This is a genomic window from Pseudomonas borbori (assembly GCF_900115555.1).
Taxonomy (GTDB): Bacteria; Pseudomonadota; Gammaproteobacteria; order Pseudomonadales; family Pseudomonadaceae; genus Aquipseudomonas; species Aquipseudomonas borbori.
The window spans coordinates 127365-153012 of sequence record NZ_FOWX01000008.1 but is presented as its reverse complement, the minus strand read 5'-3'; the positions used below and the strand labels follow the sequence as shown (position 1 = coordinate 153012).

Genomic DNA, 25648 nt, shown 5'->3' with positions numbered 1-25648 from the left:
GACAGCAGGCGCGATGCGCGCCCCCTGCGACTCAGGGCGCGGCGAACACCTCGTCGAACAACGCGTTCATGGCCTTGAAGGCCCGTGCCGCCACCTGTGGGTGATACTGGTTGCGCCCCGGGGTACTGGCCTGCGGATTGGTGAAAGAATGCACCGCGCCGCCATAGCTGACCAGTTGCCAATCGGTGTTCGCCGCCTTCATCTCGGCCATGAAGCCCTCGACCTGCTTCGGCGGCACCGATGGATCGTCGGCGCCATGCAGCACCAGCACCGGCGCCTTGATGTTCTGCGCATCGGCCGGGTTGGGCGTATCCAGATTGCCATGGAAGGACACGAAACCTTGCAGATCGGCGCCCGAACGGGCCAGTTCCAGCACCGAACCGCCGCCGAAACAGAAGCCGATGGCGCCCAGCTTGCTGCTATCCAGAGCGACTTGCGCGGCCTGCGCCTTGAGCACTTCGACCGCGGCCTGGGCGCGCTTGCGCATCAGGGCCCGGTCGCCGCGTACCGCGCCGGCTGCGGCCCCCGCCTCCTCGGCGTTGGCCGGACGCACGGCCTTGCCGTACATGTCGGCCATGAACACCACGTACTTGTCGCCCGCGACCAGTTCGGCCTGCTTCGCCGAGCTCTCGGTCACCCCCAGCCAGTCCGGCACCATGAGCAACCCGGGCCGCGGGCTGGCCACCGCATCGTCATAGATCAGCATGCCTTCGAAGGCTTCACCGTCGATCTCGTAAGGTACCGGCTTGACCACCACCGCGGCCTCGGCGACACCGACCAGCCCCGCCAGCGCCAAGGGCAAAAATGATTTGTTCATCGAACCGCTCCTGTTCAGTGGGTACCCCTGAAACAGTAGCGCCTGGGCGGGCGCAACAATGAAAAAAGCCCGCTGATGCGGGCTTTTTTCATTACTACAGGTATCAGGGCACTGCAGGTATCAGACCGAGAGCTCGACCAGCAGCTTGTTCAGACGCTGCACGTAGGCCGCCGGGTCTTTCAGGCTGTCGCCGGCCGCCAGCGCGGCTTGGTCAAAGAGGATGTGACTGAGGTCGGCGAAGCGCTCTTCGTCCGGCTCGGCATCCAGCTTCTCGATCAGCGGGTGGCTCGGGTTGAACTCGAAGATCGGCTTGGATTCCGGCACCTTCTGTCCGCTGGCCTCGAGGATCTGGCGCATCTGCAAACCCAGGTCCTGCTCGCCGATGGCGAGGATCGCCGGCGAATCGGTCAGGCGGTGGGAGACCCGCACCTGCGCCACCTGCTCGCCCAGCGCGGCTTTCAGGCGCTCGGCCAGGCCTTCCTTGGCCTTGGCCACTTCTTCCTGGGCCTGCTTGTCTTCTTCCGAGTCCAGCTTGCCCAGGTCCAGGTCGCCACGGGCGACATCGACGAAGTGTTTGCCGTCGAATTCGGTCAGGTAGCTCATCAGCCACTCGTCGATGCGGTCGGTGAGCAGCAGCACTTCGATGCCTTTCTTGCGAAACACTTCCAGGTGCGGGCTGTTCTTCACCTGGGCGTAGGACTCGCCGGAGAGGTAGTAGATCTTGTCCTGGCCTTCCTTCATCCGCCCGATGTAGTCGGCCAGGGCCACGCTCTGCTCGCCCGCGTCGCTGCTGGTGGTGGAGGCGAAACGCAGCAGGCCGGCGATCTTCTCCTTGTTGGCGAAATCTTCCGCCGGACCTTCCTTGAGGACCTGGCCGAAGTTCTTCCAGAACGCCTGGTACTGCTCGGGATCGTTCTTCGCCAGTTTTTCCAGCATGTCCAGTACGCGCTTGGTCAGCGCCGACTTCATCGAGTCGATCACCGGATCCTTCTGCAGGATCTCGCGGGAGATGTTCAGCGACAGGTCGTTGGAGTCGACCACGCCCTTGATGAAGCGCAGGTACAACGGCAGGAACTCGTCGGCCTGGTCCATGATGAACACGCGCTGCACATACAGTTTGAGACCCTTGGAGGCATCGCGCTGGTACAGGTCGAACGGCGCCCGGCCCGGCACATACAGCAGCGAGGTGTATTCCAGCTTGCCCTCGACCTTGTTGTGGCTCCAGGTCAGCGGGTTGTCGAAGTCATGGGCGACGTGCTTGTAGAACTCCTGGTATTCCTCGTCCTTGACCTCGGCACGCGGGCGGGTCCACAGGGCGCTGGCGCGGTTGACGGTTTCCCACTCGGTTTCAGTTTCGGAGGGGGCCGGCTTGTCTTCACCGTGCTGCTCCTTCGGCAGTTCGATCGGCAGGGCGATATGGTCGGAATATTTCTTGATGATGTTGCGCAGGCGCCAGCCGTCGGCGAACTCTTCCTCGCCCTTCTTCAGGTGCAGGACGATCCGGGTACCGCGCTCGGCCTTGTCGACGGTGGCGATCTCGAACTCGCCCTCGCCTTTCGACGCCCAATGCACGCCTTCACTGGCCGCCAGACCGGCGCGACGGCTGAACACGTCGACCTTGTCGGCGACGATAAAGGCCGAATAGAAGCCCACGCCGAACTGACCGATCAGGTGCGAGTCCTTCTTCTGGTCGCCGGACAGATGCTGGAGGAAGTCGGCGGTGCCCGACTTGGCGATGGTGCCGAGGTGGGTGATCGCGTCCTCGCGGCTCATGCCGATGCCGTTGTCCTCGAGGGTGACGGTCTTGGCTTCCTTGTCGAAACTGATGCGAATCTTCAGCGCGGCGCCGCCTTCCAGCAGCTCGGGCTTGGCCAACGCCTCGAAACGCAGTTTGTCGGTGGCATCCGAGGCGTTGGAGATCAATTCGCGAAGGAAAATTTCCTTGTTGGAATACAGCGAATGGATCATCAGGTTCAGCAGCTGCTTCACCTCGGTCTGGAAGCCCAGGGTTTCTTTTTGAGTTTCCACACTCATGGTCGTCTAACTCCACATTGGTGACTGAGCCGGAATCCGGCGGGTGTCATGCAGATGGGGGCAAGCTTCGGGATTTCAAGTAGTTGGCCAGGCTCTCAGGGTTCCAGCAGCTCGATCTTGCCGATTTCCTCGGGGTGCCAGGCATAGCTGGCCGCGCCCGAACCGCTCAGGCGCTGGCGCAGGACGATGCGGCCTTGCTGGTCGATCCCCTGAAAACGCCCCTCGGCCATGCTGCCGCGAGCAGTCGATACGCGCATGGCCAGATTCTCGTAGCGGCTTGGGCTGCGCAGCAGGCCTTCGAGGCTGAAACGCAAGCGCCTATCCAGTGGACGACTGACAGACTGGCTGCTCGCCGCCTCGACTGGCGCTGCCTCCACCTGGGGGGCTGACGGTTCCGCTAATGGCGCAAAGCGATCGGCCTCAACCGCCCAGCCGCGGGACGCGCTCTTGTTCAGGCGAATGGGCAGACGCTGTGCTTGCCCGTCGACCCGCGCATCGACGCTCAGCTCGAGGCTGTCAGCCGGCAGTGGCAGCGCCGGCAGGTTGCCCAGCTGCACCGCGCGAGTGGCGAAACGCCGCTGCAGGTAGTCCTCGATGACGTAGGCCAGGGTATCGGCCGAGTCGACATGCCGGTCGACCTTGCCGTCGCGATAGCGCAAGCCATCGCTGAACAGCTCGACTCTGCCGCTCAGGGTGGTCTTGAACCGTGCAGGCAGCACCAGATGAAAATCGCCCGCCAGCTTGTTCGGCGGCACGGGCTGCAGGTTCAGGTGCAGGGTGTAGCCGTGGCTCAGTCGGCGCGCCTCGGGCAACTCCTGCTCCGGCAGCAGCCAGATCACTTCGATTTCCGGCAGTGGGCCTTGGTCGCCTGGCAACACATCGAGGCGCAAGGCGCCGGTCACGGGCTGTGGCAGGCGGATGACCAGCTCGCGGCGGGCAAAAAAATCCTGGCCTTCGCGCAGGCTGAGCACAGTACCGAGCAACTCGCCCTGCTGCGGCGCAAAAGGCTGGCCATGCAACTCGCCGTGCAACTCGATGGCCAGCTCAGCCAGCGCCTGCACCTCGGGCTGGAGCCACTGCAAGCTGAGCAGCGCATGCAGGCGCTGCGAATCCTGACTGGCCAGCAGGGTCAGGCCGACGACCAACGGGATAAAACCCAGGGCGCTGAGGGCCAGCGCCTGGCGTGCGCTACGCCAGTGACGCAATACATACAGCAGGGTCAACGGCGGCAGCAGACTCGCCCAGCCCCACAGCAGACCCGTACCGAAAGCGCGCATCACCAGCCAGACCAGGCCGGCCAGAATCAGCAGCAAACCACCGAGGATCAGCAACGCATCCATTCACATTCCTTAATGTCGATATACCGGGCGGATCGGGGCACAACGGCAGACTCAAGGCTCGTCGACCTTGAAGTGCGCCCGTGCCGTGGCGATAGGCTCGGTTTGCTTGGTTTGATCGCCACGTTGGCGACGCGCCTGCCTTGTCGCCACACCTGACACTGGGCATAGGTGTCACGATAATGACCGGCGCGCAGGTAATCTATCGAGAAGTCGATGATTTTCGGCAAATGTGGGATACCCATGAACATCAACAAATGGAGCATGGCGGCATGCTCCATGAAGCCGGCGATCACCCCGCCGTGCAGCGCCGGCAGGAGCGGGTTGCCGATGTTGTCCTGGTTGGCCGGCAAGCGGAACACCGCATCGTCGCCCAGACGCAAACATTCGAGGCCGAGAAGCCTGGCATAGGGCATCAGGCTGATCAGCGGGTCGTAATCGTTACGCTCATGGGCCTGACGCACCAACTGATTGAGGTTCAAGTCGCTCATGCGTCAGCCCCTTGAATATCGCGCTTGAGTTGTTTGTCGCCCGCTACGCCTATGCCCATGCGCATGAAAGTGCCAACCACATGGGCGATCGGCTGCGCCGGGTCGTCCTGATAGGCATAACCGCGGGCGAAGATGATATTCGGCGTGACCCGGTAGCATTCGGCGAAACCGAACACATCCCTGTTAGGTTCGGCCGGATGCATATGGTCGATGCGCAGGTCGAGGGTTGGGCAAACCTCGAACTCGGCCAGCGCGCAGACGGTTGAAATGCCACAGGCGGTATCCATCAGGGTGGTTATCGCGCCCCCGTGAATCACCCCGGACTCCGGGTCCCCCACTATCTGCGGGCTATAGGGCAAGCGCAGGGTCAAACCGAGAGGGCTGGCGTCATGCACCTGGAGACCGAGCACCTGGCAATGACGCAAGGCCGCCAAAAAACGCTGCGCCCGTTCGAAAATAAGGGTATTGCTCATCGACTCAGGCCCACCACAATGGCACAAAGGGCGCGCATGATAGAGCCTCACCGGGGCACGGCACATTGCCGCAGCGGTGCAATGGAACACTCGCGAGCAATTCGTCGGGAACTTCGTCGGACGGGTTGCGCTCGAATGGGCCATGCCTGGGGCGACTCAGCCACCCTAAATATCCACAAGGAGTACTAACCGTGCAAAAACCATATGCCTATACCCTGCTGCTCGCTGCTGTTCTAGCCCTGGCAGCCTGCGAAAAAACCCCGGAAGACAAAATGGAGTCGGCCAAGGAGTCCGTTTCGCAAGCAGCTGAATCGCTGGGTGACGCGGCCGAAGATACCGCTGATGCCATCGAACAAAAAGCCGATGAAGTGATGGGCACCGAACCGACCACCGGCGAAAAAATCCAAGATGCGGCGGATGACACCGCTGAGGCCATCAAAGAGGCTGGTGAGGAAGTCAAAGACAGCATCGACGGCGAGTAACAGCCCCGCTACAAACAAGGCCCGCAGCATGCGGGCCTTGTCGTTTCGGCAGCCTTACAAGGCTGGGCTCAGCATCAGCAGCAAGCTGCACAGAAAGCCAACTCCCCAGACCAGGCTGCGCTGCCAGTGCAAATCGGCCCAATAGAACAGCAGATAGAGCACCCGCGCGACCACGAAGGTCACCGCCAGCACACCCACCAGCACGCCATGGGTCTGCGTGACATGGGCCATCAGCACGCCCACGGCAAACAGCGGGAAGGCCTCGAAGCTGTTCAGATGGGCGGCCAAGGCCCGTGCTCCGAAACCAGTCAGCCGGGCTTGCTGACTGCGCGGATGATGATTGTCATAGGTGCCACTCTCCTGCTGCATGGCCCTGGCCACCGGCGCTTTGGCCAGAAAGATCAACAGCGCGCTGATAAAAATGCACCAAAACGGCAAACTCATTCGCGTTTCTCCTTGGCCGGATCGGCCATTACGGTCTGGGTATAGACCATCACCTCCAGTACATCGGAATGAAACTCGCGCCGGTAGAGTACCAGCACCACGCCGGTGGTCACTGCGATGAAGAACCAGGGATTGATAAACCATGACAAGGCGGCCATACCGAAATAATAGGCACGCAAGCCGTAGTTGAACTGGTTGGCCGCCATCGAGATCACCCGTGCGGCGCGCTCGGCAAAGGCCTTGCGCTCCTGTTCGGTGACGTGCCGCTCGCCCAGCATCGGCGCCGAACCAACCAGCACGGCGGCAAAATTGTATTGGCGCATGCACCAACTGAAGGTAAAGAAGGCATACACGAAGACCACCCCCAGACTCAGCAGCTTGACCTCCGACATCTCGCGGCTGGCTGCCTGCACGAAGGGCAAGTCGGCCAGCAACGACACCGCACGATCGGAGGCGCCCAGTACAGTGAGGATGCCGGCGAGAATGATCAGGGTACTGGAGGCGAAAAACGAGGCATTACGCTCCAGGTTGCCGATCACGCTGGCGTCGGCGATGCGGTTGTCACGCAGCAACATGCGGCGCATCCAGTCCTCGCGGTAGAGATGCAGGACGCTGGCCAGGCAGGGCGTGGCGCGCCCCTTGAACAGCGCGTAGCGGCTGTAACCGACCCAGCAGATCACGAACCAGCAAACAGCCAGCAGATGCGCCAGGTAATAGTCATCGAACGGCATAGGGGCTCCTTGTTAGCCAGCGCCGATTATAGCCAGCAGCGGCGCAGCACTGGCCAACAAAAAGGCCGCCTGTTGCAGACAGCCTTTGGGTTGACTCGCAAGGAGCAGCAAGGATCAGGCCATTACCGCACGCTGCCTGCCCAATGCCCGGTCCAGCAGCGCCGCCAGAAGCAAGGTCAGCAGCACCGGCAGCAGCCAACCGAGGCTCTGCCCAGCCAGCGGCAACTCGCCGAACAATGCCGGCAACCACTGGCTGAAGCCCGCGGCGGCGAAACCATCGATCAGACCGAAGACCAGGGCCACCGTCATCACCGGGACGAACACCCGCCGCGGCGACAGCCACAGGTTGTCCAGCAGACTCAATGCAACCAGCACGATAGCCAGCGGATAGAGCCCCACCAGCACCGGTACCGAAATGCTGATCAACTGGGTCAAGCCCTGATTGGCCACCAGCAGGCTGAACAAGCCGAACACCAGCACCACCACCCGGTAGGACAGCGGCAGCAGGCCGCTGAAAAACTCGCCACAGGCCGTCAGCAGACCCACAGCGGTAGTCAGACAAGCCAGGGTGATGACCACCGCCAACAGCAGGCTGCCGGCGGTGCCGAAGCTGTACTGGACATAGGCGGTGAGGACTTGCACGCCATTCTGCGCTTCGCCGGCAATGCCCTGGCTGGTCGCGCCGAGATAGAACAAGGCCAGGTAGACCAGCGACAGCCCAACGGCCGCAATCAGCCCGGCAATCACCGAATAGCGGGTGATCAGCGCGCCATCGGTCACTCCCCGGTCGCGGATGGCCGTGGCAATCACGATGCCGAACACCAGCGCGCCAAGGGTATCCATGGTCAGGTAACCTTGCAGGAAGCCCTGGACGAAGGGCGCGGCCTGATAGTCCGCGGTAACCTGGCCAATTTCGCCGGCAGGCATCAGCAATGCAGCGCCCCCCAGCACCAGGAGAGCCGCCAGGAGCACCGGCGCGATGAATTTACCGATGCGATCGACCAGTTGCCCCGGATTGAGCGACAGGAACAGCACCGCGGCGAAATACGCCAGGGTGTAGATCAACAGTGGCACGCCCGAATTGCCGGTGAACGGCGCCACCGCCATCTCGAAAGACACCACCGCAGTACGCGGCGTGGCGAACAGCGGGCCGATGGCCAGGTACACCGCCACCGCCAAGAGCACCCCGGCACGCTTGCCCAGCGGCGCGGTGAGCAGGGCCATGCCGCCGCCGACACGGGCCAGGGCGACGATGGTGAGCAGCGGCAAGCCGACCCCGGTGAGCAGGAAGCCCAGCGCCGCCGGGAGCAGGTTTTCGCCCGCCGCCAGGCCGGCGCTGGGCGGAAAGATGATGTTGCCGGCACCGAGGAACAGGGCAAAGGTCATGAAGCCGAGGGCCAGGAGGTCCGAGCTTTTCAAACGAGTCATAGAGGGCAATACCACAGGCCGAAAAATAAGGGTTCCGAGGGTTTCCCGAAGGATAGGGGGAAACGTCACCCTGCCGGTTGGGCAGGGCCACCACTGCACCGCGACCCGCTTGTGGCGGCCAAGGCACGATATAGTTGCTAGCCTAACGAATTTGCCATTTGCGTGGCACTGGCGCAGGTCGGACTGTCGAGCTGGCGTAACAAGCTGTCGCATAAACAACAGTTGCAGCATGGCGACAGCAACTCCATTGGCATGCGTCCGCAGGAACGGCATTAGCCGCGAAAACCCTGCCGGCTCTGCGCTCGCAATCGCGGCCAAGGCCGCTCCCACAAGGTCGCAGCCTGGACGTAGGCCGTGGCGCACCAACGAAAAAGGCCACCCGAAGGTGGCCTCTTCTTGTGCAGTCAGCAACGCTTAGGCGTTTTTGACTTCCCAACCGGTCAGCTCGGCCAGGGCCTTGCCGATGTCGGCCAGGGAACGCACGGTTTTCACACCGGCGTCCTGCAGCGCAGCGAACTTCTCGTCCGCAGTGCCCTTGCCGCCGGAGATGATGGCGCCGGCGTGGCCCATGCGCTTGCCCGCAGGGGCAGTAACACCAGCGATGTAGGACACCACCGGCTTGGTCACGTTGGCCTTGATGTAGGCAGCCGCTTCTTCTTCAGCCGAACCGCCGATCTCACCGATCATCACGATCGCTTCGGTCTTCGGGTCTTCCTGGAACAGCTTGAGGATGTCGATGAAGTTGGAGCCCGGGATCGGGTCGCCGCCGATGCCAACGCAAGTCGACTGACCGAAACCGGCGTCAGTGGTCTGCTTGACAGCTTCGTAAGTCAGGGTGCCGGAACGCGACACGATGCCTACTTTGCCCGGCAGGTGGATGTGACCCGGCATGATGCCGATCTTGCACTCGCCCGGAGTGATCACGCCTGGGCAGTTAGGGCCGATCAGGACCACGCCCAGCTCGTCGCACTTGACCTTGGCTTCAAGCATGTCGATGGTGGCGATGCCTTCGGTGATGCAGACGATCAGCTTGATGCCGCCGAAAGCCGCTTCCAGAATCGAGTCCTTGCAGAAAGGAGCCGGAACGTAGATCACGCTGGCGGTGGCGCCAGTCGCGGCTACGGCTTCTTTCACGGTGTTGAACACCGGCAGGTTCAGGTGCGTGCTGCCACCCTTGCCCGGGGTCACGCCGCCAACCATCTGGGTGCCGTAGGCGATGGCTTGTTCGGAGTGGAAAGTGCCTTGCGAGCCGGTGAAGCCCTGGCAGATTACTTTGGTGTCTTTATTGATCAGGACGCTCATTACTTGCCCTCCGCAGCTTTGACGACTTGCTGAGCAGCGTCGGTCAGGCTGGTTGCCGCGATGATGTTCAAGCCACTTTCAGCCAGTACTTTAGCGCCCAGGTCGGCGTTGTTGCCTTCCAGACGAACCACGACCGGGATCTTCACGCCGACTTCCTTGACTGCGCCGATGATGCCTTCGGCAATCATGTCGCAACGCACGATGCCGCCGAAGATGTTCACCAGAACGGCTTTGACGTTGTCGTCGGAGAGGATGATCTTGAACGCTTCGGTAACCCGCTCTTTGGTCGCGCCGCCACCTACGTCGAGGAAGTTGGCTGGCTGGCCGCCGTGCAGGTTGACGATGTCCATGGTGCCCATGGCCAGGCCGGCACCGTTGACCATGCAACCGATGTTGCCTTCCAGGGCCACGTAGTTCAGTTCGAACTTGGCCGCGTGCGCTTCGCGCGGATCGTCCTGGGACGGATCGTGCATGGCACGCAGCTTCGGCTGACGGTACAGGGCGTTGCTGTCGATGTTGATCTTGGCGTCGAGGCAGTGCAGGTTGCCATCGGCCTTGATCACCAGCGGGTTAACTTCCAGCAGGGCCAGGTCGTAGTCCTGGAACAGCTTGGCCAGACCAACGAAGATGTGGGTGAACTGCTTGACCTGATCGCCTTCCAGACCCAGCTGGAAAGCCAGCTCGCGGCCCTGGAACGGCTGCGCGCCGACCAGCGGATCGATGGTGGCCTTGAGAATTTTCTCAGGGGTATCGTGAGCGATCTTCTCGATGTCCACGCCACCTTCGGTGGACGCCATGAACACGATACGACGGCTGGAGCGATCGACTACCGCGCCCAGGTACAACTCCTTGGCGATGTCGGTGCAGGACTCAACCAGGATCTGGTTGACCGGCTGGCCGCTGGCGTCGGTCTGGTAGGTCACCAGACGCTTGCCCAGCCAGTTGGCGGCGAACGCCTTGGCGTCTTCCTTGCTCTTGACCAGCTTGACGCCGCCCGCTTTACCGCGGCCACCGGCATGCACCTGAGCCTTGACGACCCACTCGGTGCCGCCGATTTTATCGCAGGCTTCTGCTGCTTCTTCCGGAGTGCTTACGGCGAAACCCTTGGATACGGGCAGGCCGTATTCAGCGAACAGCTGCTTACCCTGATACTCGTGGAGATTCATGCTTGTCTACCGTCTTCGTTAGGTATTGCGCATTCGGTGCTGCACTTGTGATGCCGCACCACCTGTGACTGCTTCTGCGAGCAGTCCGGCGGCATTCCGCACTTGAGCCAGGCTCCGTGCGGGCAGTCCGCCGTGGTTCTTCTTGCAAGGTCGCCAGTACCGCTGAACAGCATCCGGCGTAGCGACCCACAAACGACTACTTAACGCTTCTTGTCAGCGCTTCTTACGATTGACGACGTGGATGGCATGGCCATTCACGGCCAGGGCCGCTTCGTGCAGCGCTTCGGACAGGGTCGGGTGAGAGAAGACCATCATGCCCAGGTCCTCGGCGCTGGTACCGAATTCCATGCCGATGGCACCCTGCTGGACCAGCTCGGCGGCGCTCGGGCCGATCACGTGAACGCCCAATACGCGGTCGGTGGTGGCGTCGGCAATGACCTTGACCATGCCGCCGGTATCATTGGCAGCCATGGCCCGGCCACTGGCGGCGAACGGGAAGGTACCGACGTTGACGGCAACGCCCTCGCCCTTCAACTGCTGCTCGGTCTTGCCGACCCAGGCGATTTCCGGATGGGTATAGATGACCGATGGGATCAGGTCGTAGTTCATCTGGGCCTTGTGCCCGGCGATGCGCTCGGCAACCATCACGCCTTCTTCCGAGGCCTTGTGCGCCAGCATGGCGCCGCGAACCACGTCACCAATGGCGTAAACGCCCGGTACGCTGGTGGCGCACTGGTCATTGACATAGATGAAGCCGCGCTCGTCCAGATCGACACCGCTATCGGTGGCCAACAGATCGGTGGTCACCGGACGACGGCCGACCGCCACGATCAGTTTGTCGAAGGTCAGCTGCTGCTCGCCTTCGGCATCGGTGAAGTTGACGGTGACCTGCTTCTTCTTCACTTCGGAGCCGGTTACCCGCGCCCCCAGGCGAATCTTCAGACCTTGCTTGGTCAGGGTCTTCAGGGCTTCCTTGGCGATCTGCTCGTCGGCAGCCGGGAGAAACTTGTCCAGCGCCTCGATCACGGTGACGTCGGCGCCCAGGCGGGCCCACACCGAACCCAGTTCCAGACCGATCACACCGGCACCGATCACACCCAGGGACTTGGGCACGCTCTGGAATTCCAGGGCGCCGGTGGAGTCGACGATCACATCCTGGTCGACCGGAGCCGGCGGAATGTCCACTGGCTTGGAACCGGAAGCAATAATCACGTGCTCGGCCTGAACCACCTGAGTGGTGCCGTCCAGCGCGGTGACTTCCACTTGCTTGCCGGCCAGCAACTTGCCGTGGCCTTCCAGCAGGGTCACGCCGTTGGCCTTGAACAACGTGCTGACACCGCCGGTGAGGTTTTTGACGATGTTGCTCTTGCGCGCAACCATCGCCGGCACGTCGATGCTGACGCCCTTGGCCTCGATACCATGGATGGCAAAGCCGGCTTTGGCTTCGTGAAACTTCCAGGAGCTGTCCAGCAGAGCCTTGGACGGAATGCAACCGACGTTCAGGCAGGTACCGCCGAGGGCGATCTTGCCCTCTTTGTCCTGGTACTTCTCGATGCAGGCGGTCTTCAGACCGAGTTGAGCAGCCTTGATGGCGGCCACATAGCCGCCAGGGCCGGCACCGATGACTACCACGTCGAATTTCTGGGTCATAACGTATTCCTTCTCGAATAAACCGGACGGCCCTGGTTACAGGGCCGCCGTGGGAGAAACTGGCTTTTTAGATATCCAGCAACAGACGTGCCGGGTCTTCCAGCAGGTTCTTGATGGTCACCAGGAAGGTCACGGCTTCCTTACCATCGATCAGGCGGTGGTCGTAGGACAACGCCAGGTACATCATCGGGCGGATAACCACCTGGCCGTTGATCGCCATCGGGCGCTGCAGGATGTTGTGCATCCCGAGGATAGCGGCTTGCGGCGGGTTGACGATCGGGGTCGACATCATGGAACCGAAGGTGCCGCCGTTGGTGATGGTGAAGGTGCCACCGCTCATGTCCTCGATCGACAGCTTGCCGTCTTTGGCCTTCTTGCCGAAGGTGGCGATGCCGCTTTCGATTTCAGCTAGGCTCATCAGCTCGGCATTGCGCAGCACCGGTACCACCAGACCACGATCGCTCGATACGGCAACACCGATGTCGGAGTAGCCGTGGTAGACGATGTCGGTGCCGTCGATCGAGGCGTTGACTGCCGGGAAACGCTTCAGCGCTTCGGTGGCGGCCTTGACGAAGAACGACATGAAGCCCAGGCGCACGCCGTTGTGGGACTTCTCGAACAGATCCTTGTACTTCGAACGCAGCGCCATGACTTCGGTCATGTCGACTTCGTTGAAGGTGGTCAGCATCGCCATGTTCGATTGGGCTTCGACCAGACGCTCGGCCACCTTGGCGCGCAAGCGGGTCATGGGGACGCGCTTCTCGACGCGGTCGCCGGCGGCCAATACAGGCGCGGCAACGGCCGGGGCGGCAGGCTTGGCTGCAGGTGCAGCGGCCGGGGCATTTTTCTTCGCGGCGGCGGCGGCGACCACGTCTTCCTTGGTCACCCGGCCACCCTTGCCGGTGCCGGCAATGCTGTTCGGGTCGATGCCATTCTCTTCGGCCAGCTTGCGCGCGGCCGGCGAGAGGATCTGGTCGTCGCCGGCGGCAACGGCCGGGGCAGCAGCGGCAGGCGCGGCAGCCTGAGCGGCGGCAGGTGCAGCAGCGGCAGCACCTTCGGTCAAGGTGCCCAGCAGTTCGTTGCTGAGGACGGTATCGCCTTCGTTCTTGATGATTTGCGCGAGGACACCGTCGGCCTCGGCCAGCACTTCGATCACTACTTTATCGGTTTCGATATCGACGATCAGCTCGTCGCGCTTGATCGCATCGCCCGGCTTCTTGTGCCAGGTGGCCACGGTGCCGTCGGCAATCGATTCCGGGAAAGTAGGGGCTTTGATCTCGATAGCCATTCTGTGTGGTTCCTTAAATTCGGTTTGTTCTACGAGGCGGCCTCAGCAGGCCGCCTCTTGCGCAAGGGCGTTAAACGGTGAAGGCGTCTTGCAGCAGTTTTTCCTGCTGTTCGGCGTGCATCGACGCGTAACCACAGGCCGGGGCAGCAGAGCCTTCGCGGCCGGCGTACTCGAGGAACAGGCCCTTCTTGTACGCGGTGGCGACGCGACGCATATGGTGCTGACTGCAATACCAGGCACCCTGGTTCATCGGCTCTTCCTGACACCAGACGATGTGCTTGAGGTGCTTGTACGCGGCCAGGACTTCGGCCAGATCCTCTTCCGGGAATGGATAAAGCTGCTCGATACGCACGATGGCGATATCTTCGCGAGCCTCGGCACGACGCTTCTCCAGCAGGTCATAGTAGACCTTGCCGCTGCACAGGATCATGCGCTCGACCTTCTTCGGATCAATCGCATCGATCTCCGCAATCACGGTGTGGAACGAGCCTTCGGCCAGATCTTCCAGGGTCGAGATGGCCAACTTGTGGCGCAGCAACGACTTCGGAGTCAGAGCGATAAGCGGCTTGCGCAGTGGGCGTATCACCTGGCGGCGCAACATGTGGTAGACCTGCGCCGGGGTAGTCGGCACACACACCTGGATGTTGTGCTCGGCGCTCAGTTGCAGGAAGCGCTCGAGGCGCGCGGAGGAGTGCTCCGGGCCCTGCCCTTCATAGCCATGCGGCAACAACATGGTCAGACCACACAGACGGCCCCACTTGTGTTCGCCGCTGGTGATGAACTGATCGATCACCACCTGGGCACCGTTGGCGAAGTCGCCGAACTGGGCTTCCCAGATCACCAGGGCATCCGGCTTGGTGGTGGCGTAGCCGTACTCGAACGCCAATGCCGCCTCTTCCGACAGCAGCGAGTCGTACAGGTCGAAACGCGGCTGGCCGCTGTACAGGTGCTTGAGCGGTACGTGCGAGCCGGGCTCCTTCTGGTTGTGCAGCACCGCGTGACGGTGCGAGAAGGTGCCACGACCGATGTCCTGGCCGGTCATGCGGATCGGATGGCCCTCGAACAGCAGGGTGGCGTAGGCCATGGTTTCGGCGTAGCCCCAGTTGATCGGCAGCGCACCGGCGCCCATCTTCTGACGGTCTTCGAGAATCTTCGCGACCTGGCGCTGAACGACGAAGCCTTCCGGGATTTCCAGCAGCTTGGCGGACAGATCCTGCAGGGTCTTGAGTTCGAAACGGGTGTCGTGACGCGCGGTCCAGGTATGGCCCAGGTACGGGCGCCAGTCGACGAACAATTCCTTGTTCGGCTCCTTGACCAGGCTCTTGACCACATGCTGACCATTGTCCAGGGCGGTGCGGTAGTCGTCGATCTTGCTCTGCACATCATCGGCAGAGTGGCGCACGGCAGCGGTCAGCGCATCGGCATACAGCTCACGGGTGGTGCGCTGCTTGCTGATCTGCTGGTACATCATCGGCTGGGTGCCGCTCGGCTCATCGGCCTCGTTGTGACCGCGGCGACGGTAACAAACCAGGTCGATCACCACGTCGCGCTTGTATTGCATGCGGTAGTCGACGGCCAGCTGGGTGACGAACAGCACCGCTTCCGGGTCATCGCCGTTGACGTGCAGGATCGGCGCCTGGATCATCTTCGCCACGTCGGTGCAGTACTCGGTGGAGCGCGAATCTTCCGGGTTACTGATGGTGAAACCAACCTGGTTGTTGATCACCACGTGGATGGTGCCGCCCGTCTTGAAACCACGGGTCTGCGACATCTGGAAGGTTTCCATCACCACACCCTGACCGGCAAACGCCGCGTCACCGTGCAAGGAAACCGGCAGCACCTTGTCGCCGGTACTGTCGCCGCGGCGATCCTGGCGTGCCCGCACCGAGCCCTCGACAACCGGCGAAACGATCTCCAGGTGCGAAGGGTTGAACGCCATGGCCAGGTGCACTTCGCCACCGGCAGTCATGACGTTGGAGGAGAAACCCTGGTGGTACTTGACGTCGCCGGAGGACAGACCTTCGGTTTTCTTGCCTTCGAACTCGTCGAACAGATCACGCGGGTTCTTGCCGAAGGTGTTGACCAGCACGTTGAGGCGGCCGCGGTGGGCCATACCGATGACGACTTCCTTGGTACCGTAGGAGCCGGCGCGCTGGATCATTTCATCGAGCAGCGGAATCAGGCTCTCACCGCCTTCCAGACCGAAGCGCTTGGTGCCCGGGTACTTGGTGCCCAGGTATTTTTCCAGACCCTCGGCGGCAGTCAGACGCTCGAGCAGATGGCTCTGCACTTCGGCGGAAACATTCGGCCGCCCACGCACGCTTTCCAGGCGCTGGGCAAACCAGTTGCGCTGCTCGGAATCGACGATGTGGGTGAATTCGGCGCCGATGGTGCGGCAATAGGTCTGCTGCAAGGCATCATGAATTTCGCGCAGGGTCGCCTCTTCCTTACCGATGAACAGACCACCGGTACGGAAGGTGGTGTCCAAGTCGGCATTGGTCAGGCCGTAGTGATTGATCGACAGATCAGCCGGTGCATGCCGTTGCCACAGACCCAGCGGATCGAGCTGGGCGGCCTGATGGCCACGCATGCGAAATGCCTGGATCATGCGCAGGACTTCAACCTGCTTCTTTTCGTGCTCGCTGCTTACGCTGCCGGCGGATACCGGCTGGGCGCGGCGCTGGTTTTTCGCCAGCAACACGAAGTGATCGCGAACCGTGGAATGCGATACATCAGTAGCAGCGTTGCCATCTGCAGGCAACTTCTGAAAGTAGGTGCGCCACTCTTCGGGCACAGCGTTGGGATCGTGCAGGTAAAGCTCATAGAGCTCTTCCACATAGGCAGCGTTACCACCGGATAGGTGGGCACTGTTCCACATGCGCTGCATCACGCTTTCTTGCATGCTTGGTCACCCTCGGTAAGGGGACACCACCGGCGAAGAAACCGTTCAGGCTTCCGAAGTCTTGAAGCAGCGACTTCGGTAAAGCCACCACGGATCCCGCAGATAGTCCGGGCACCAGCCCGGATGCCCCTGCTGGTCGTCATATTTTTCAAAGTTAGAGCCACGGCTTTGTGAGCTGCGGCTCTGGCTATACTGCGACGCTGGCTTCAAACCAGGCGCCGCAGGTGTCACAGGTAAAGCCTTGAATCAGATACCGCTCTGCAACAGCATGTTGCGTACGTGGCCGATTGCCTTGGTCGGATTGAGACCCTTGGGGCAAACATTCACGCAGTTCATGATGCCGCGGCAACGGAACACGCTAAACGGGTCGTCCAATGCAGCCAGGCGCTCTTCGGTCTTGGTGTCGCGGCTGTCGGCCAGGAAACGATAGGCCTGCAGCAACGCAGCGGGACCGAGGAACTTGTCCGGATTCCACCAGAACGAAGGGCAACTGGTCGAACAGCAGGCGCACAGGATGCACTCGTAGAGGCCATCCAGCTTCTCGCGCTCTTCCGGGGTTTGCAGGCGTTCGATGGCCGGAGCCGGCGAATCGTTCTGCAGGTACGGCTGCACCTTCTCGTATTGCTTGTAGAAGATGCTCATATCGACAGCCAGGTCACGAATCACCGGCAAACCCGGCAAAGGACGAATTACCAGCTTGCCGCCCTTGAGGCCCGCCGCCGAAATCGGCGTGATGCAGGCCAGGCCATTCCTGCCGTTGATATTCATGCCATCGGAACCGCAGACGCCTTCGCGACAGGAGCGACGGTAGGAGAAACCCTCGTCCTGCTCCTTGATCAGCGCCAGCACATCGAGAACCATGATGTCCTTGCCACCGGTGTCGACCTGGAAGTCCTGCATGAACGGCGCAGAGTCCTGCTCCGGGTTGTAACGATAAACACTGACTTGCAACATATCAGCCACCCTTAATAAGTCCGAACCATGGGTTCAAACGTCGGAACTGTCTTCGGCGAGAAGTTGACGGCACGTTTGGCCACGCGCTTTTCACCCGGGAAGTACAGGGAATGGCACAGCCAGTTCTCGTCATCACGGTCTTCGAAGTCTTCGCGGGCATGCGCGCCACGGGATTCCTTGCGAACCTCGGCGGCGATCGCGGTGGCTTCGGCCACTTCGAGCAGGTTTTGCAGTTCCAGGGCCTCGATACGCGCAGTGTTGAACGCCTGGCTCTTGTCCGCGATCTTGACGCTGGCGATGCGCTCGCGCAGGTCGCTCAACTGGGCAATGCCCTTCTGCATGTATTCGCCGGTACGGAATACACCGAAGTAGTTCTGCATGCACTGTTGCAGTTCTTTACGCAGCGGCGCGACGTCTTCACCGCTGGTGCGCTCGTTGACCCCGGACAGACGCTTGAGCGACTGTTCGATGTCGGTTGCGCTGGCGCCACGGACTTCCACGCCTTCTTTCAGGGCTTTTTCCAGGTGCAGGCCGGCGGCGCGACCGAATACCACCAGGTCGAGCAGCGAGTTGCCACCCAGACGGTTGGCACCGTGCACCGATACGCAGGCCACTTCACCTACGGCGAATAGACCGTCGATGATCTTGTCGTTGCCGTTGGCATCCTGGGTAATGGCCTGACCATGGATGTTGGTCGGTACGCCGCCCATCATGTAATGGCAGGTCGGGATCACCGGAACCGGCGCGACGACCGGATCGACGTGGGCGAAGGTCTTCGACAGCTCGCAGATGCCAGGCAGGCGACTGTGCAGCACGTCTTCGCCAAGGTGATCGAGCTTCAGCAGTACGTGGTCCTTGTCCGGGCCACAACCGTTGCCGGCGATGACTTCCTTGACCATGGAACGGGCAACCACGTCGCGGCCGGCCAGGTCTTTGGCGTTGGGCGCATAGCGCTCCATGAAACGCTCGCCATGGACGTTGATCAGGTAACCGCCTTCACCGCGGCAACCTTCGGTGACCAGTACGCCCGCGCCGGCGATACCGGTCGGGTGGAACTGCCACATTTCGATGTCCTGCACCGGCACGCCGGCACGCAGGGCCATGCCCACGCCATCACCGGTGTTGATCAGGGCGTTGGTGGTGGAGGCGTAGATACGACCGGCCCCACCGGTGGCCAGAACCACGGCCTTGGAGCGGATGTACACGGTTTCGCCGTTTTCGATGCAAATGGCGATCACACCGACGATGGCGCCATCCTGGTTCTTCACCAGATCGACCGCGTACCACTCGTTGAGGAACGAGGTGCCGGCCTTGAGGTTGGCCTGGTACAGGGTATGCAACAGGGCGTGACCGGTACGGTCGGCGGCAGCGCAGGTACGGGCGGCCTGGCCACCCTTGCCGAAGTCCTTGGACTGGCCACCGAACGGACGCTGATAGATGCGGCCCTGCTCGGTGCGGGAGAACGGCAGCCCCATGTGCTCCAGCTCGAACACGGCTTCCGGACCAACGGAGCACATATATTCGATAGCGTCCTGGTCACCGATGTAGTCGGAGCCCTTGACGGTGTCGTACATGTGCCAGCGCCAATCGTCGTTTGGATCGGCCGAAGCGATGGCGCAGGTGATGCCGCCCTGGGCGGAAACGGTGTGCGAACGGGTCGGGAAGACCTTGGTGACTACTGCGGTCTTGTGGCCGCCTTGAGCCAACTGCAGCGCAGCGCGCATACCCGCGCCACCACCACCAACGATGATGGCGTCATAAGAAAGAGTACGAATAGTCATGAATCAGTTACCCCAAAGAATCTGCACGCCCCAGACGAAGAACGTGAACATGGCAATGCCACACGCCGCCTGAAACAGGAAACGCACACCGGTCGCCCACTTACCCAGCGCCATCGGCGTCAGGTAGTCGGTGGAAATCGTCCACATACCGACCCAGGCGTGAGCGCTGAGCGCCACCAGAGTCAGCAGGCTGAAAATGCGCATTGCGTTATTGGAGAACAGAGCATGCCATTCGGCATAACCCATGCTTGGGTTGACTACTATATAACCCAGCAGGAACACCACATAAGCCGCGAGAACGACTGCCGACACACGCTGCGCCATCCAGTCATACAGACCCGAGCGCGAGAAATTCGTGACGTTGGTTACCATATCCACACCCCCACCAATACGATCACGACCGCCGAAACGACGAGAACGAGTTTCGAGCCCAGCTTGCCGCCTTCCAGCGTCTCACCGATACCCATGTCCATGATCAAGTGGCGAACTCCGGCCACCAAGTGGTAAAGCAGAGCGGACAGCAATCCCCAGATCACGAACTTGGCCAGCGGACTGGTCAGACATTCTTTCACCGCGGCGAAGCCTTCCTCTGATGCCAGCGACTTGTCGAGCCCGTACAGCAGCACGGCAATGCCGACGAAGAGAATGACACCGGAGATACGGTGAAGAATGGACGTGTAAGCGGTGACTGGGAGTTTGATAGTCCTAAGGTCGAGGTTTACAGGTCGTTGGCTATTCACGGCTTTTATTATCACACTGAGAGCCCCAACTATCAGGGCAAAGTTGTCGGGAAGTGCACTGGTCAGGTACCCATCACCCAAGGAGTGACAACCACCAGAATTAAAGGCGCAAGGCCCTTGGCGGTCGGGCGCAGAGTATAGACAGTTAGGTCGCTAATGACAACGCGGCAGGTCGCTAATGGCAACGCAAAGACCTGCGCCTAAATGCTCATTGCGCACCCAATAAAAATGGCGTAAATAGCGCCATTTTTCGCAAAAAACAGCCCGCAAACCCTTCTGCCGCCTGGGTTTTCCCAAATTGACTTTCAAATTTATCTCACTATAGTGATGCGGGCCCTGCGTGGGGGGCCGTCAGATGATTTCAAGCATAACTAGGAGGCCACACATGGCTGACAAAAAAGCGCAGTTGATCATCGAGGGCGCAGCCCCCGTCGAGCTGCCCATTTTAACCGGCACCGTTGGTCCCGATGTAATTGACGTGCGGAGCTTAACCGCCACAGGCCGTTTCACTTTCGACCCGGGCTTCATGTCCACCGCCTCGTGCGAGTCGAAGATCACCTACATCGATGGCGATCAGGGCATTCTGCTGCACCGCGGCTACCCCATCGAGCAGCTCGCAGAACAATCGGACTACCTGGAAACCTGTTACCTGCTGCTCAACGGCGAACTGCCCACTGCAGAAGAAAAGGCCAGGTTCGTCAGTACCATCAAGAACCACACCATGGTTCATGAGCAACTGAAGACCTTCTTCAACGGCTTCCGCCGCGACGCTCACCCGATGGCCATCATGTGTGGCGTGGTGGGCGCGCTCTCCGCCTTCTATCACGACTCCCTGGACATCAAGAACCCGCATCACCGCGAAGTATCGGCCATGCGCCTGGTCGCCAAGATGCCGACCCTCGCCGCCATGACCTACAAGTACTCCATGGGTCAGCCGATGATGTACCCGCGCAACGACCTGAATTACGCGGAAAACTTCCTGCACATGATGTTCAACACCCCGTGCGAGATCAAACCGATCAGCCCGGTGCTGGCCAAGGCGATGGACAAGATCTTCATCCTCCACGCCGACCATGAGCAGAACGCCTCGACTTCGACCGTCCGTCTGGCCGGCTCGTCGGGCGCCAACCCGTTCGCCTGTATCGCCGCCGGCATCGCCGCACTCTGGGGCCCGGCCCACGGTGGCGCCAACGAAGCAGTACTGGCGATGCTGGACGAGATCGGCGACGTATCGAACATCGACGCCTTTATCGCCAAGGCCAAGGACAAGGACGACCCGTTCAAGCTGATGGGCTTTGGTCACCGGGTCTATAAGAACCGCGACCCGCGCGCCACCGTGATGAAGCAGACCTGCGACGAAGTCCTGAAAGAACTGGGCATCACCGACGATCCGCAGCTGGAACTGGCCATGCGCCTGGAAGAGATCGCCCTGACCGATCCGTATTTCATCGAGCGTTCGCTGTACCCGAACGTCGACTTCTATTCGGGCATCATCCTCAAGGCGATCGGCATTCCGACCAGCATGTTCACCGTGATCTTCGCCCTGGCGCGGACCGTCGGCTGGATCTCGCACTGGAAAGAAATGCTCTCCAGCCCTTACAAGATTGGTCGTCCGCGCCAGCTGTACACCGGCTACCCGCAGCGTGACCTGAAGAAATAAGCTTCAGCCTTCGGCGATGCACTAAAAAAGGCTGCCACTGGCAGCCTTTTTTACATCCGAGTCATTCACCGGCTGAATGACTCGCCGGCGCAGCGCTTCGAGCGTGTTGTAGGGCGCATCCAGCACAAAACTAGCGGCCAGCCAGGGCGGTACGCTGCCACCCGGCTCGCTGTGCACTTGGTAAACCACCTCGACCTCACCCGCCGCTTGCGGAATGAACGCCCAACGGCCTTCGACCTTGCTCACCCGCACCCAGCCCTTCTGCTCCGGGAGATAATCGGCAACGCCACTGAATATACGGGTGACGCTGCCATCGGCACCTCGCCGGGTGACAACCCTCAGCACCGCATCGCGCGGCCTGACCGGCCACGGCATAGCGAAGCGGCTATAGATCCAGCTTTGCCCGTCCTCATGCTTGAGCAACCGCTGCTCTCGGCACGCATGAATCCAGGCGCAGGATCCGCTGACATCTTCCTGCAACGCCAGCAAGGTCGACATATCCGTCTTGAGTCTGACGACGCCGCGGTAGGCCTGAAACCTCGAACCCGGCACCTCGCTCAGGTACACCTGGATGCCCGCCTGATCCTTGACCAGGCGCCAGGTCTCGGCCGGCAAGGGGTTGGCCACCGCCAGAAGCACACCCGCGCACAAAAGCATGCCCGTCAACGACCTCATGATTGCCAGCCTCTCGCCTTGACCGCCGCCTCAGCTCGCCAGGGAGGTCTGCTGCTCCAGCCAGCCTAGCAGCCGGATCGCCTCCGCATCGCTCGAACCGCAGACATCCAGCTCCGGCAGAAACGCCGAACACACCGCCGGTCGCTCCGGCTTGCCGAACAGGCCGCAATAATTATCCGCGGACAGCTGAATGCAGCGCTCGCCCGCCGCCTTGCCGTGCGGCATACCGGGAATCGGCGAGCTGATCGAAGGAGCAATACAACAGGCACCACATCCAGCACGGCATTGCATGACGGCACAACCTCGAGATGATCGAAACAGCGGAATACTCCAGCGATTTTACCCGGCCCGACACCCGCCAGGTATCCCAGGCCCGGCAACCGCTCGCCAGGCTGCTAGCGCCCGAACCCGCTCAAGGCTTGCCCGGCACCTTCAGCCGGGCAATCAGGCTGGACGTATCCCAGCGCGCGCCGCCCATGGCCTGGACATCGGCATAGAACTGGTCGACCAGCGCCGTGACCGGCAGCTGCGCACCATTGTGCCGCGCCTCCTCGAGCAGGATCGACAGATCCTTGCGCATCCAGTCGACGGCAAAACCGAAATCGAATTCGCCGGCCAGCATGGCCTGGTGGCGGTTTTCCAATTGCCAGGATTGCGCGGCGCCCTTGCTGATCACCTCCATCGCCCCTTGCGCGTCCAGGCCCGCGCACTGGGCGAAATGCAGCGCTTCGGCCAGCCCCTGAACCAGACCGGCGATGCAAATCTGGTTGACCATCTTGGTCAGCTGGCCGCTGCCGGCCGCCCCCATCAGGCGCACCATGCGCGCGTAAGCCTGGATCACCGGTTCGGCACGCGCATACACATCCGCCTCGCCGCCCACCATCACCGTCAGCGCACCATTCTGCGCGCCGGCCTGACCGCCGGATACCGGCGCATCGAGAAAACCCAGTTGCAACTCGTCGGCCCTGGCCGCCAACTCGCGGGCGACATCGGCCGAGGCCGTGGTGTGATCGACCAGTACGGCAGCCGGCGCCATGCCGGCAAAGGCGCCGTCATCGCCCAGCACCACACCGCGCAGGTCATGGTCATTGCCCACGCAGACCATCACCAGCTCGGCACCCTGGGCCGCCTCACGCGGGGTAGGCGCACTGCTGCCGGCAAACTCGGCCAGCCACTGCGCAGCCTTGGCCGGCGTGCGGTTATAGACACACACCTGATGCCCGCTGCGGGCCAGGTGGCCCGCCATCGGATAACCCATTACGCCCAGCCCGATAAAGGCTACCTTCGCCATACACACCTCCGAATTCAGGGACACTCAGCCTAACAGGCTGCCAGCAAGCCAGAAAAGCTTCACACACCAACTCTCGCGACAATGGAGGACACATGGGACATTGGCTGGTAATCGACCTGGAAGCCACCACCGAAGAAGGCGGATGGCCACTGGAAGAGATGGAGATCATCGAGATCGGTGCCAGCCTGGTCAGCACCGCCGGTCATGAGCTGGATCACTTCCAGCGCTTCGTGCGCCCGCTACGACGACCTCACTTGACCCGCTTCTGCCGCGAACTCACCCATATCAGCCAGGCCGATGTCGATGCCGCGGCGCCGCTGACCAGCGTCTGGCCGCAGTTCGAGCGCTGGCTGCTGAGCCACCGGCCGCGCCTGGTCGGCTGGGCCAGCTGGGGCGAATACGATCGCCGCCAATTCGAGCAGGACTGGCAGCAATGCCAGCTGGTCAGCTGCCTGAGCCAGATCCCCCACCTCAACCTCAAACGGCGCTTTGCCGAAGCCCGCCAATTGCCCCGCTCGGTCGGCCTCACCAGCGCCCTGCAGTTGGCCGGCCTGCCATTCAGCGGCGAGCAACACCGGGCGCTGACCGATGCCCGCAACACCGCCCGGCTGCTACCCCTGGTACTACCGCTCTAGCAAAGCAGATGACGCACCGCCGCGGCTTGGGCATACTTGCCGGCCTTTTTCAGCACAAGCTCTCAACCCCTTGCGAGGAACTGCACATGTTCAAGGTCAATGAATACTTCGGCGGCACCGTCACATCCGTCGCCTTCGGCATGACTGAAGGCCCCGCCACCATTGGCGTCATGGCACCCGGCGAATACGAGTTCGGCACCGACAAACTGGAAATCATGCATGTGGTCGCCGGCGCCCTGACCGTCAAACTGCCAGGCAGCGACAGCTGGGAAACCTTCGCCGGCGGCAGCAACTTCACGGTCCCGGCCAACAGCAAGTTCCAGCTCAAGGTTGCGGTCGATACTGCCTACCTGTGTGAATACCGCTAAGGTAATCAGCGCCAGAAAAACCGGCCTGATGGCCGGTTTTTTTGTTTATGCCCTTCAACATAGTGGAACAACCGAATGCCGCGCTCATCGCACTTCGCCCTGGTGATTCTGCCGATCATGCTGTTGCTGGTCGCCATGACCTCCATTCAGAGCGGCGCCTCCCTGGCCAAGGGCCTGTTCCCGCTGATCGGCGCCACCGGTACCACCGCGCTGCGCCTGGGCTTGGCCGCCCTGATCCTGTGCGTACTGATGCGCCCCTGGCAGGCACGCCTGAGCCTGCGCTCCTGCCGCTCGCTGCTGGCCTACGGCCTGGCCCTGGGCAGCATGAATCTGCTGTTCTATCTATCGTTGCAGACCATCCCGCTGGGCATCGCCGTGGCCCTGGAATTCACCGGACCACTGGGCCTGGCTCTACTGTCTTCGCGACGCCTGCTGGATTTCGTCTGGATCGTCCTGGCGGTCTTCGGCCTCTGGCTGCTGCTGCCCAGCGCACAAGCCGATGTGCAGCTCGACCCGCAGGGCATGGCCCTAGCATTGGCCGCGGGCCTGTGCTGGGCGCTGTACATCATCTTCGGCCAGAAAGCCGGGGCCGAACACGGCCGGCAAACCGTCGCCCTGGGCACCATAGTCGCCGCCTTGCTGGTATTCCCGATCGGGGTGTGGCACGCCGGCGGCAGCCTGTTCTCGCTCGACCTGCTGCCCATCGCCCTCGGCGTCGCGGTGCTCTCCTCGGCCCTGCCGTACAGCCTGGAAATGGTCGCCCTGACCCGCCTGCCCGCACGCACCTTCAGCATCCTGATGAGCATGGAACCGGCCATCGCCGCCCTCTCCGGCCTACTGTTCCTCAGCGAACGCCTGAGCCTGAGCCAGTGGCTGGCGATCAGCGCAATCATCCTGGCCTCGGCCGGCGCGGCGGCGACCATCAGGCCCAAGGGCAAGGTGCTTTAACTTATCGGAATAGAAGCGCAGCCCCAGCCTGCTCTGGCGGGGGCCTGCCCC

24 protein-coding genes and 1 pseudogene are annotated in these 25648 nt (G+C 61.8%); 5 read left to right on the top strand and 20 right to left on the bottom strand.

Annotated features, from left to right (window positions below; translation table 11 throughout):
• Nucleotides 1-31: 31 nt before the first annotated feature.
• The 5 genes and pseudogenes from BM315_RS08265 to BM315_RS08245 form a co-directional block, all read right to left on the bottom strand.
• Complete coding sequence (locus BM315_RS08265) at nucleotides 32-817, bottom strand: dienelactone hydrolase family protein (RefSeq protein WP_090499717.1); 786 nt, start codon at nucleotides 815-817, stop codon at nucleotides 32-34.
• Between the two features lie 120 nt (nucleotides 818-937).
• The gene (gene htpG / locus BM315_RS08260) at nucleotides 938-2851 is read right to left on the bottom strand and encodes a molecular chaperone HtpG (protein ID WP_090499714.1); all 1914 of its coding nucleotides are present in this window, start codon (nucleotides 2849-2851) and stop codon (nucleotides 938-940) included.
• A gap of 95 nt (nucleotides 2852-2946) precedes the next feature.
• Nucleotides 2947-4191, bottom strand: a complete 1245-nt coding sequence (locus BM315_RS08255) for an MFS transporter (protein ID WP_090499712.1) — start codon at nucleotides 4189-4191, stop codon at nucleotides 2947-2949.
• Nucleotides 4192-4242: 51 nt separating this feature from the next.
• Nucleotides 4243-4679 (bottom strand): annotated as a pseudogene (locus tag BM315_RS08250) (PaaI family thioesterase).
• Nucleotides 4676-5152 carry a PaaI family thioesterase gene (locus BM315_RS08245; protein ID WP_090499710.1) on the bottom strand — a complete coding sequence of 159 codons (477 nt, stop codon included), beginning with the start codon at nucleotides 5150-5152 and terminating at the stop codon, nucleotides 4676-4678. The pseudogene BM315_RS08250 and the gene BM315_RS08245 overlap by 4 nt, the downstream one beginning before the upstream one ends.
• Before the next feature lie 191 nt (nucleotides 5153-5343).
• Here BM315_RS08245 and BM315_RS08240 point away from each other — a divergent pair, with 191 nt between their 5' ends.
• Nucleotides 5344-5634, top strand: coding sequence for a hypothetical protein (locus tag BM315_RS08240; protein WP_090499708.1), 291 nt, complete (start codon nucleotides 5344-5346; stop codon nucleotides 5632-5634).
• A 54-nt stretch (nucleotides 5635-5688) separates the two neighbouring features.
• On the opposite strand, the gene BM315_RS08235 is transcribed toward BM315_RS08240, so the two are convergent.
• The 12 genes from BM315_RS08235 to sdhC form a co-directional block, all read right to left on the bottom strand.
• Complete coding sequence (locus BM315_RS08235) at nucleotides 5689-6078, bottom strand: MAPEG family protein (RefSeq protein ID WP_090499706.1); 390 nt, start codon at nucleotides 6076-6078, stop codon at nucleotides 5689-5691.
• Nucleotides 6075-6809, bottom strand: a complete 735-nt coding sequence (locus BM315_RS08230; RefSeq protein ID WP_090499704.1) for a DUF599 domain-containing protein — start codon at nucleotides 6807-6809, stop codon at nucleotides 6075-6077. The genes BM315_RS08235 and BM315_RS08230 overlap by 4 nt, the downstream gene beginning before the upstream one ends.
• Nucleotides 6810-6923: 114 nt before the next feature.
• Nucleotides 6924-8237, bottom strand: coding sequence for a branched-chain amino acid transport system II carrier protein (brnQ, locus tag BM315_RS08225; protein WP_090499702.1), 1314 nt, complete (start codon nucleotides 8235-8237; stop codon nucleotides 6924-6926).
• 414 nt (nucleotides 8238-8651) lie between these two features.
• Nucleotides 8652-9539 (bottom strand): succinate--CoA ligase subunit alpha, encoded by an 888-nt coding sequence (gene sucD / locus BM315_RS08220; protein ID WP_090499699.1) that lies wholly within the window; start codon nucleotides 9537-9539, stop codon nucleotides 8652-8654.
• Entirely contained in the window at nucleotides 9539-10705 is a 1167-nt protein-coding gene (gene sucC, locus BM315_RS08215) for an ADP-forming succinate--CoA ligase subunit beta (RefSeq protein WP_090499697.1), read from the bottom strand. The genes sucD and sucC overlap by 1 nt, the downstream gene beginning before the upstream one ends.
• A gap of 213 nt (nucleotides 10706-10918) precedes the next feature.
• Entirely contained in the window at nucleotides 10919-12355 is a 1437-nt protein-coding gene (gene lpdA, locus BM315_RS08210) for a dihydrolipoyl dehydrogenase (protein WP_090499695.1), read from the bottom strand.
• Nucleotides 12356-12422: 67 nt separating this feature from the next.
• Nucleotides 12423-13643: a 2-oxoglutarate dehydrogenase complex dihydrolipoyllysine-residue succinyltransferase gene (gene odhB / locus BM315_RS08205; protein WP_090499693.1), complete on the bottom strand. Its 1221-nt coding sequence runs from the start codon at nucleotides 13641-13643 to the stop codon at nucleotides 12423-12425.
• 70 nt (nucleotides 13644-13713) lie between these two features.
• The gene (locus BM315_RS08200; RefSeq protein WP_090499691.1) at nucleotides 13714-16545 is read right to left on the bottom strand and encodes a 2-oxoglutarate dehydrogenase E1 component; all 2832 of its coding nucleotides are present in this window, start codon (nucleotides 16543-16545) and stop codon (nucleotides 13714-13716) included.
• A gap of 246 nt (nucleotides 16546-16791) precedes the next feature.
• Nucleotides 16792-17499, bottom strand: coding sequence for a succinate dehydrogenase iron-sulfur subunit (locus BM315_RS08195; RefSeq protein WP_090499689.1), 708 nt, complete (start codon nucleotides 17497-17499; stop codon nucleotides 16792-16794).
• 11 nt (nucleotides 17500-17510) lie between these two features.
• On the bottom strand, nucleotides 17511-19280 hold the full coding sequence (sdhA, locus tag BM315_RS08190; protein WP_090499687.1) for a succinate dehydrogenase flavoprotein subunit: 1770 nt from the start codon (nucleotides 19278-19280) through the stop codon (nucleotides 17511-17513).
• Between the two features lie 3 nt (nucleotides 19281-19283).
• Nucleotides 19284-19652, bottom strand: a complete 369-nt coding sequence (sdhD, locus tag BM315_RS08185) for a succinate dehydrogenase, hydrophobic membrane anchor protein (RefSeq protein WP_090499685.1) — start codon at nucleotides 19650-19652, stop codon at nucleotides 19284-19286.
• A complete protein-coding gene (gene sdhC, locus BM315_RS08180) occupies nucleotides 19646-20032 on the bottom strand; it encodes a succinate dehydrogenase, cytochrome b556 subunit (RefSeq protein WP_170862180.1) in 387 nt (128 codons plus the stop codon). The genes sdhD and sdhC overlap by 7 nt, the downstream gene beginning before the upstream one ends.
• A 373-nt stretch (nucleotides 20033-20405) precedes the next feature.
• Here sdhC and gltA point away from each other — a divergent pair, with 373 nt between their 5' ends.
• Complete coding sequence (gene gltA, locus BM315_RS08175) at nucleotides 20406-21680, top strand: citrate synthase (RefSeq protein WP_090499682.1); 1275 nt, start codon at nucleotides 20406-20408, stop codon at nucleotides 21678-21680.
• A 21-nt stretch (nucleotides 21681-21701) separates the two neighbouring features.
• On the opposite strand, the gene BM315_RS08170 is transcribed toward gltA, so the two are convergent.
• The 3 genes from BM315_RS08170 to BM315_RS08160 all read right to left on the bottom strand — a co-directional run bounded on the left by BM315_RS08170 (nucleotide 21702) and on the right by BM315_RS08160 (nucleotide 23646).
• Nucleotides 21702-22355: an START domain-containing protein gene (locus BM315_RS08170; RefSeq protein ID WP_090499680.1), complete on the bottom strand. Its 654-nt coding sequence runs from the start codon at nucleotides 22353-22355 to the stop codon at nucleotides 21702-21704.
• Between the two features lie 30 nt (nucleotides 22356-22385).
• Nucleotides 22386-22646 carry a YkgJ family cysteine cluster protein gene (locus tag BM315_RS08165; RefSeq protein ID WP_090499678.1) on the bottom strand — a complete coding sequence of 87 codons (261 nt, stop codon included), beginning with the start codon at nucleotides 22644-22646 and terminating at the stop codon, nucleotides 22386-22388.
• Nucleotides 22647-22767: 121 nt separating this feature from the next.
• Entirely contained in the window at nucleotides 22768-23646 is an 879-nt protein-coding gene (locus tag BM315_RS08160) for an NAD(P)-dependent oxidoreductase (protein ID WP_090499676.1), read from the bottom strand.
• Between the two features lie 92 nt (nucleotides 23647-23738).
• Between BM315_RS08160 and BM315_RS08155 the strand changes: the two genes are divergently transcribed.
• The 3 genes from BM315_RS08155 (at nucleotide 23739) to rhtA (ending at nucleotide 25597) form a co-directional block, all read left to right on the top strand.
• Nucleotides 23739-24281, top strand: coding sequence for a 3'-5' exonuclease (locus BM315_RS08155; RefSeq protein ID WP_090499673.1), 543 nt, complete (start codon nucleotides 23739-23741; stop codon nucleotides 24279-24281).
• 86 nt (nucleotides 24282-24367) lie between these two features.
• Complete coding sequence (ppnP, locus tag BM315_RS08150) at nucleotides 24368-24649, top strand: pyrimidine/purine nucleoside phosphorylase (protein WP_090499671.1); 282 nt, start codon at nucleotides 24368-24370, stop codon at nucleotides 24647-24649.
• Between the two features lie 75 nt (nucleotides 24650-24724).
• Entirely contained in the window at nucleotides 24725-25597 is an 873-nt protein-coding gene (rhtA, locus tag BM315_RS08145; protein WP_090499669.1) for a threonine/homoserine exporter RhtA, read from the top strand.
• Nucleotides 25598-25648 lie beyond the last annotated feature (51 nt).

Bases quoted from the DNA above. Each gene is read 5' to 3' on its own strand.
- BM315_RS08265 (WP_090499717.1), bottom strand. From the start codon at position 817: ATGAACAAATCATTTTTGCCCTTGGCGCTGGCGGGGCTGGTCGGTGTC.
- htpG (WP_090499714.1), bottom strand. From the start codon at position 2,851: ATGAGTGTGGAAACTCAAAAAGAAACCCTGGGCTTCCAGACCGAGGTG.
- BM315_RS08255 (WP_090499712.1), bottom strand. From the start codon at position 4,191: ATGGATGCGTTGCTGATCCTCGGTGGTTTGCTGCTGATTCTGGCCGGC.
- BM315_RS08245 (WP_090499710.1), bottom strand. From the start codon at position 5,152: ATGAGCAATACCCTTATTTTCGAACGGGCGCAGCGTTTTTTGGCGGCC.
- BM315_RS08235 (WP_090499706.1), bottom strand. From the start codon at position 6,078: ATGAGTTTGCCGTTTTGGTGCATTTTTATCAGCGCGCTGTTGATCTTT.
- BM315_RS08230 (WP_090499704.1), bottom strand. From the start codon at position 6,809: ATGCCGTTCGATGACTATTACCTGGCGCATCTGCTGGCTGTTTGCTGG.
- brnQ (WP_090499702.1), bottom strand. From the start codon at position 8,237: ATGACTCGTTTGAAAAGCTCGGACCTCCTGGCCCTCGGCTTCATGACC.
- sucD (WP_090499699.1), bottom strand. From the start codon at position 9,539: ATGAGCGTCCTGATCAATAAAGACACCAAAGTAATCTGCCAGGGCTTC.
- sucC (WP_090499697.1), bottom strand. From the start codon at position 10,705: ATGAATCTCCACGAGTATCAGGGTAAGCAGCTGTTCGCTGAATACGGC.
- lpdA (WP_090499695.1), bottom strand. From the start codon at position 12,355: ATGACCCAGAAATTCGACGTGGTAGTCATCGGTGCCGGCCCTGGCGGC.
- odhB (WP_090499693.1), bottom strand. From the start codon at position 13,643: ATGGCTATCGAGATCAAAGCCCCTACTTTCCCGGAATCGATTGCCGAC.
- BM315_RS08200 (WP_090499691.1), bottom strand. From the start codon at position 16,545: ATGCAAGAAAGCGTGATGCAGCGCATGTGGAACAGTGCCCACCTATCC.
- BM315_RS08195 (WP_090499689.1), bottom strand. From the start codon at position 17,499: ATGTTGCAAGTCAGTGTTTATCGTTACAACCCGGAGCAGGACTCTGCG.
- sdhA (WP_090499687.1), bottom strand. From the start codon at position 19,280: ATGACTATTCGTACTCTTTCTTATGACGCCATCATCGTTGGTGGTGGT.
- sdhD (WP_090499685.1), bottom strand. From the start codon at position 19,652: ATGGTAACCAACGTCACGAATTTCTCGCGCTCGGGTCTGTATGACTGG.
- gltA (WP_090499682.1), top strand. From the start codon at position 20,406: ATGGCTGACAAAAAAGCGCAGTTGATCATCGAGGGCGCAGCCCCCGTC.
- BM315_RS08170 (WP_090499680.1), bottom strand. From the start codon at position 22,355: ATGAGGTCGTTGACGGGCATGCTTTTGTGCGCGGGTGTGCTTCTGGCG.
- BM315_RS08165 (WP_090499678.1), bottom strand. From the start codon at position 22,646: ATGCAATGCCGTGCTGGATGTGGTGCCTGTTGTATTGCTCCTTCGATC.
- BM315_RS08160 (WP_090499676.1), bottom strand. From the start codon at position 23,646: ATGGCGAAGGTAGCCTTTATCGGGCTGGGCGTAATGGGTTATCCGATG.
- BM315_RS08155 (WP_090499673.1), top strand. From the start codon at position 23,739: ATGGGACATTGGCTGGTAATCGACCTGGAAGCCACCACCGAAGAAGGC.
- ppnP (WP_090499671.1), top strand. From the start codon at position 24,368: ATGTTCAAGGTCAATGAATACTTCGGCGGCACCGTCACATCCGTCGCC.
- rhtA (WP_090499669.1), top strand. From the start codon at position 24,725: ATGCCGCGCTCATCGCACTTCGCCCTGGTGATTCTGCCGATCATGCTG.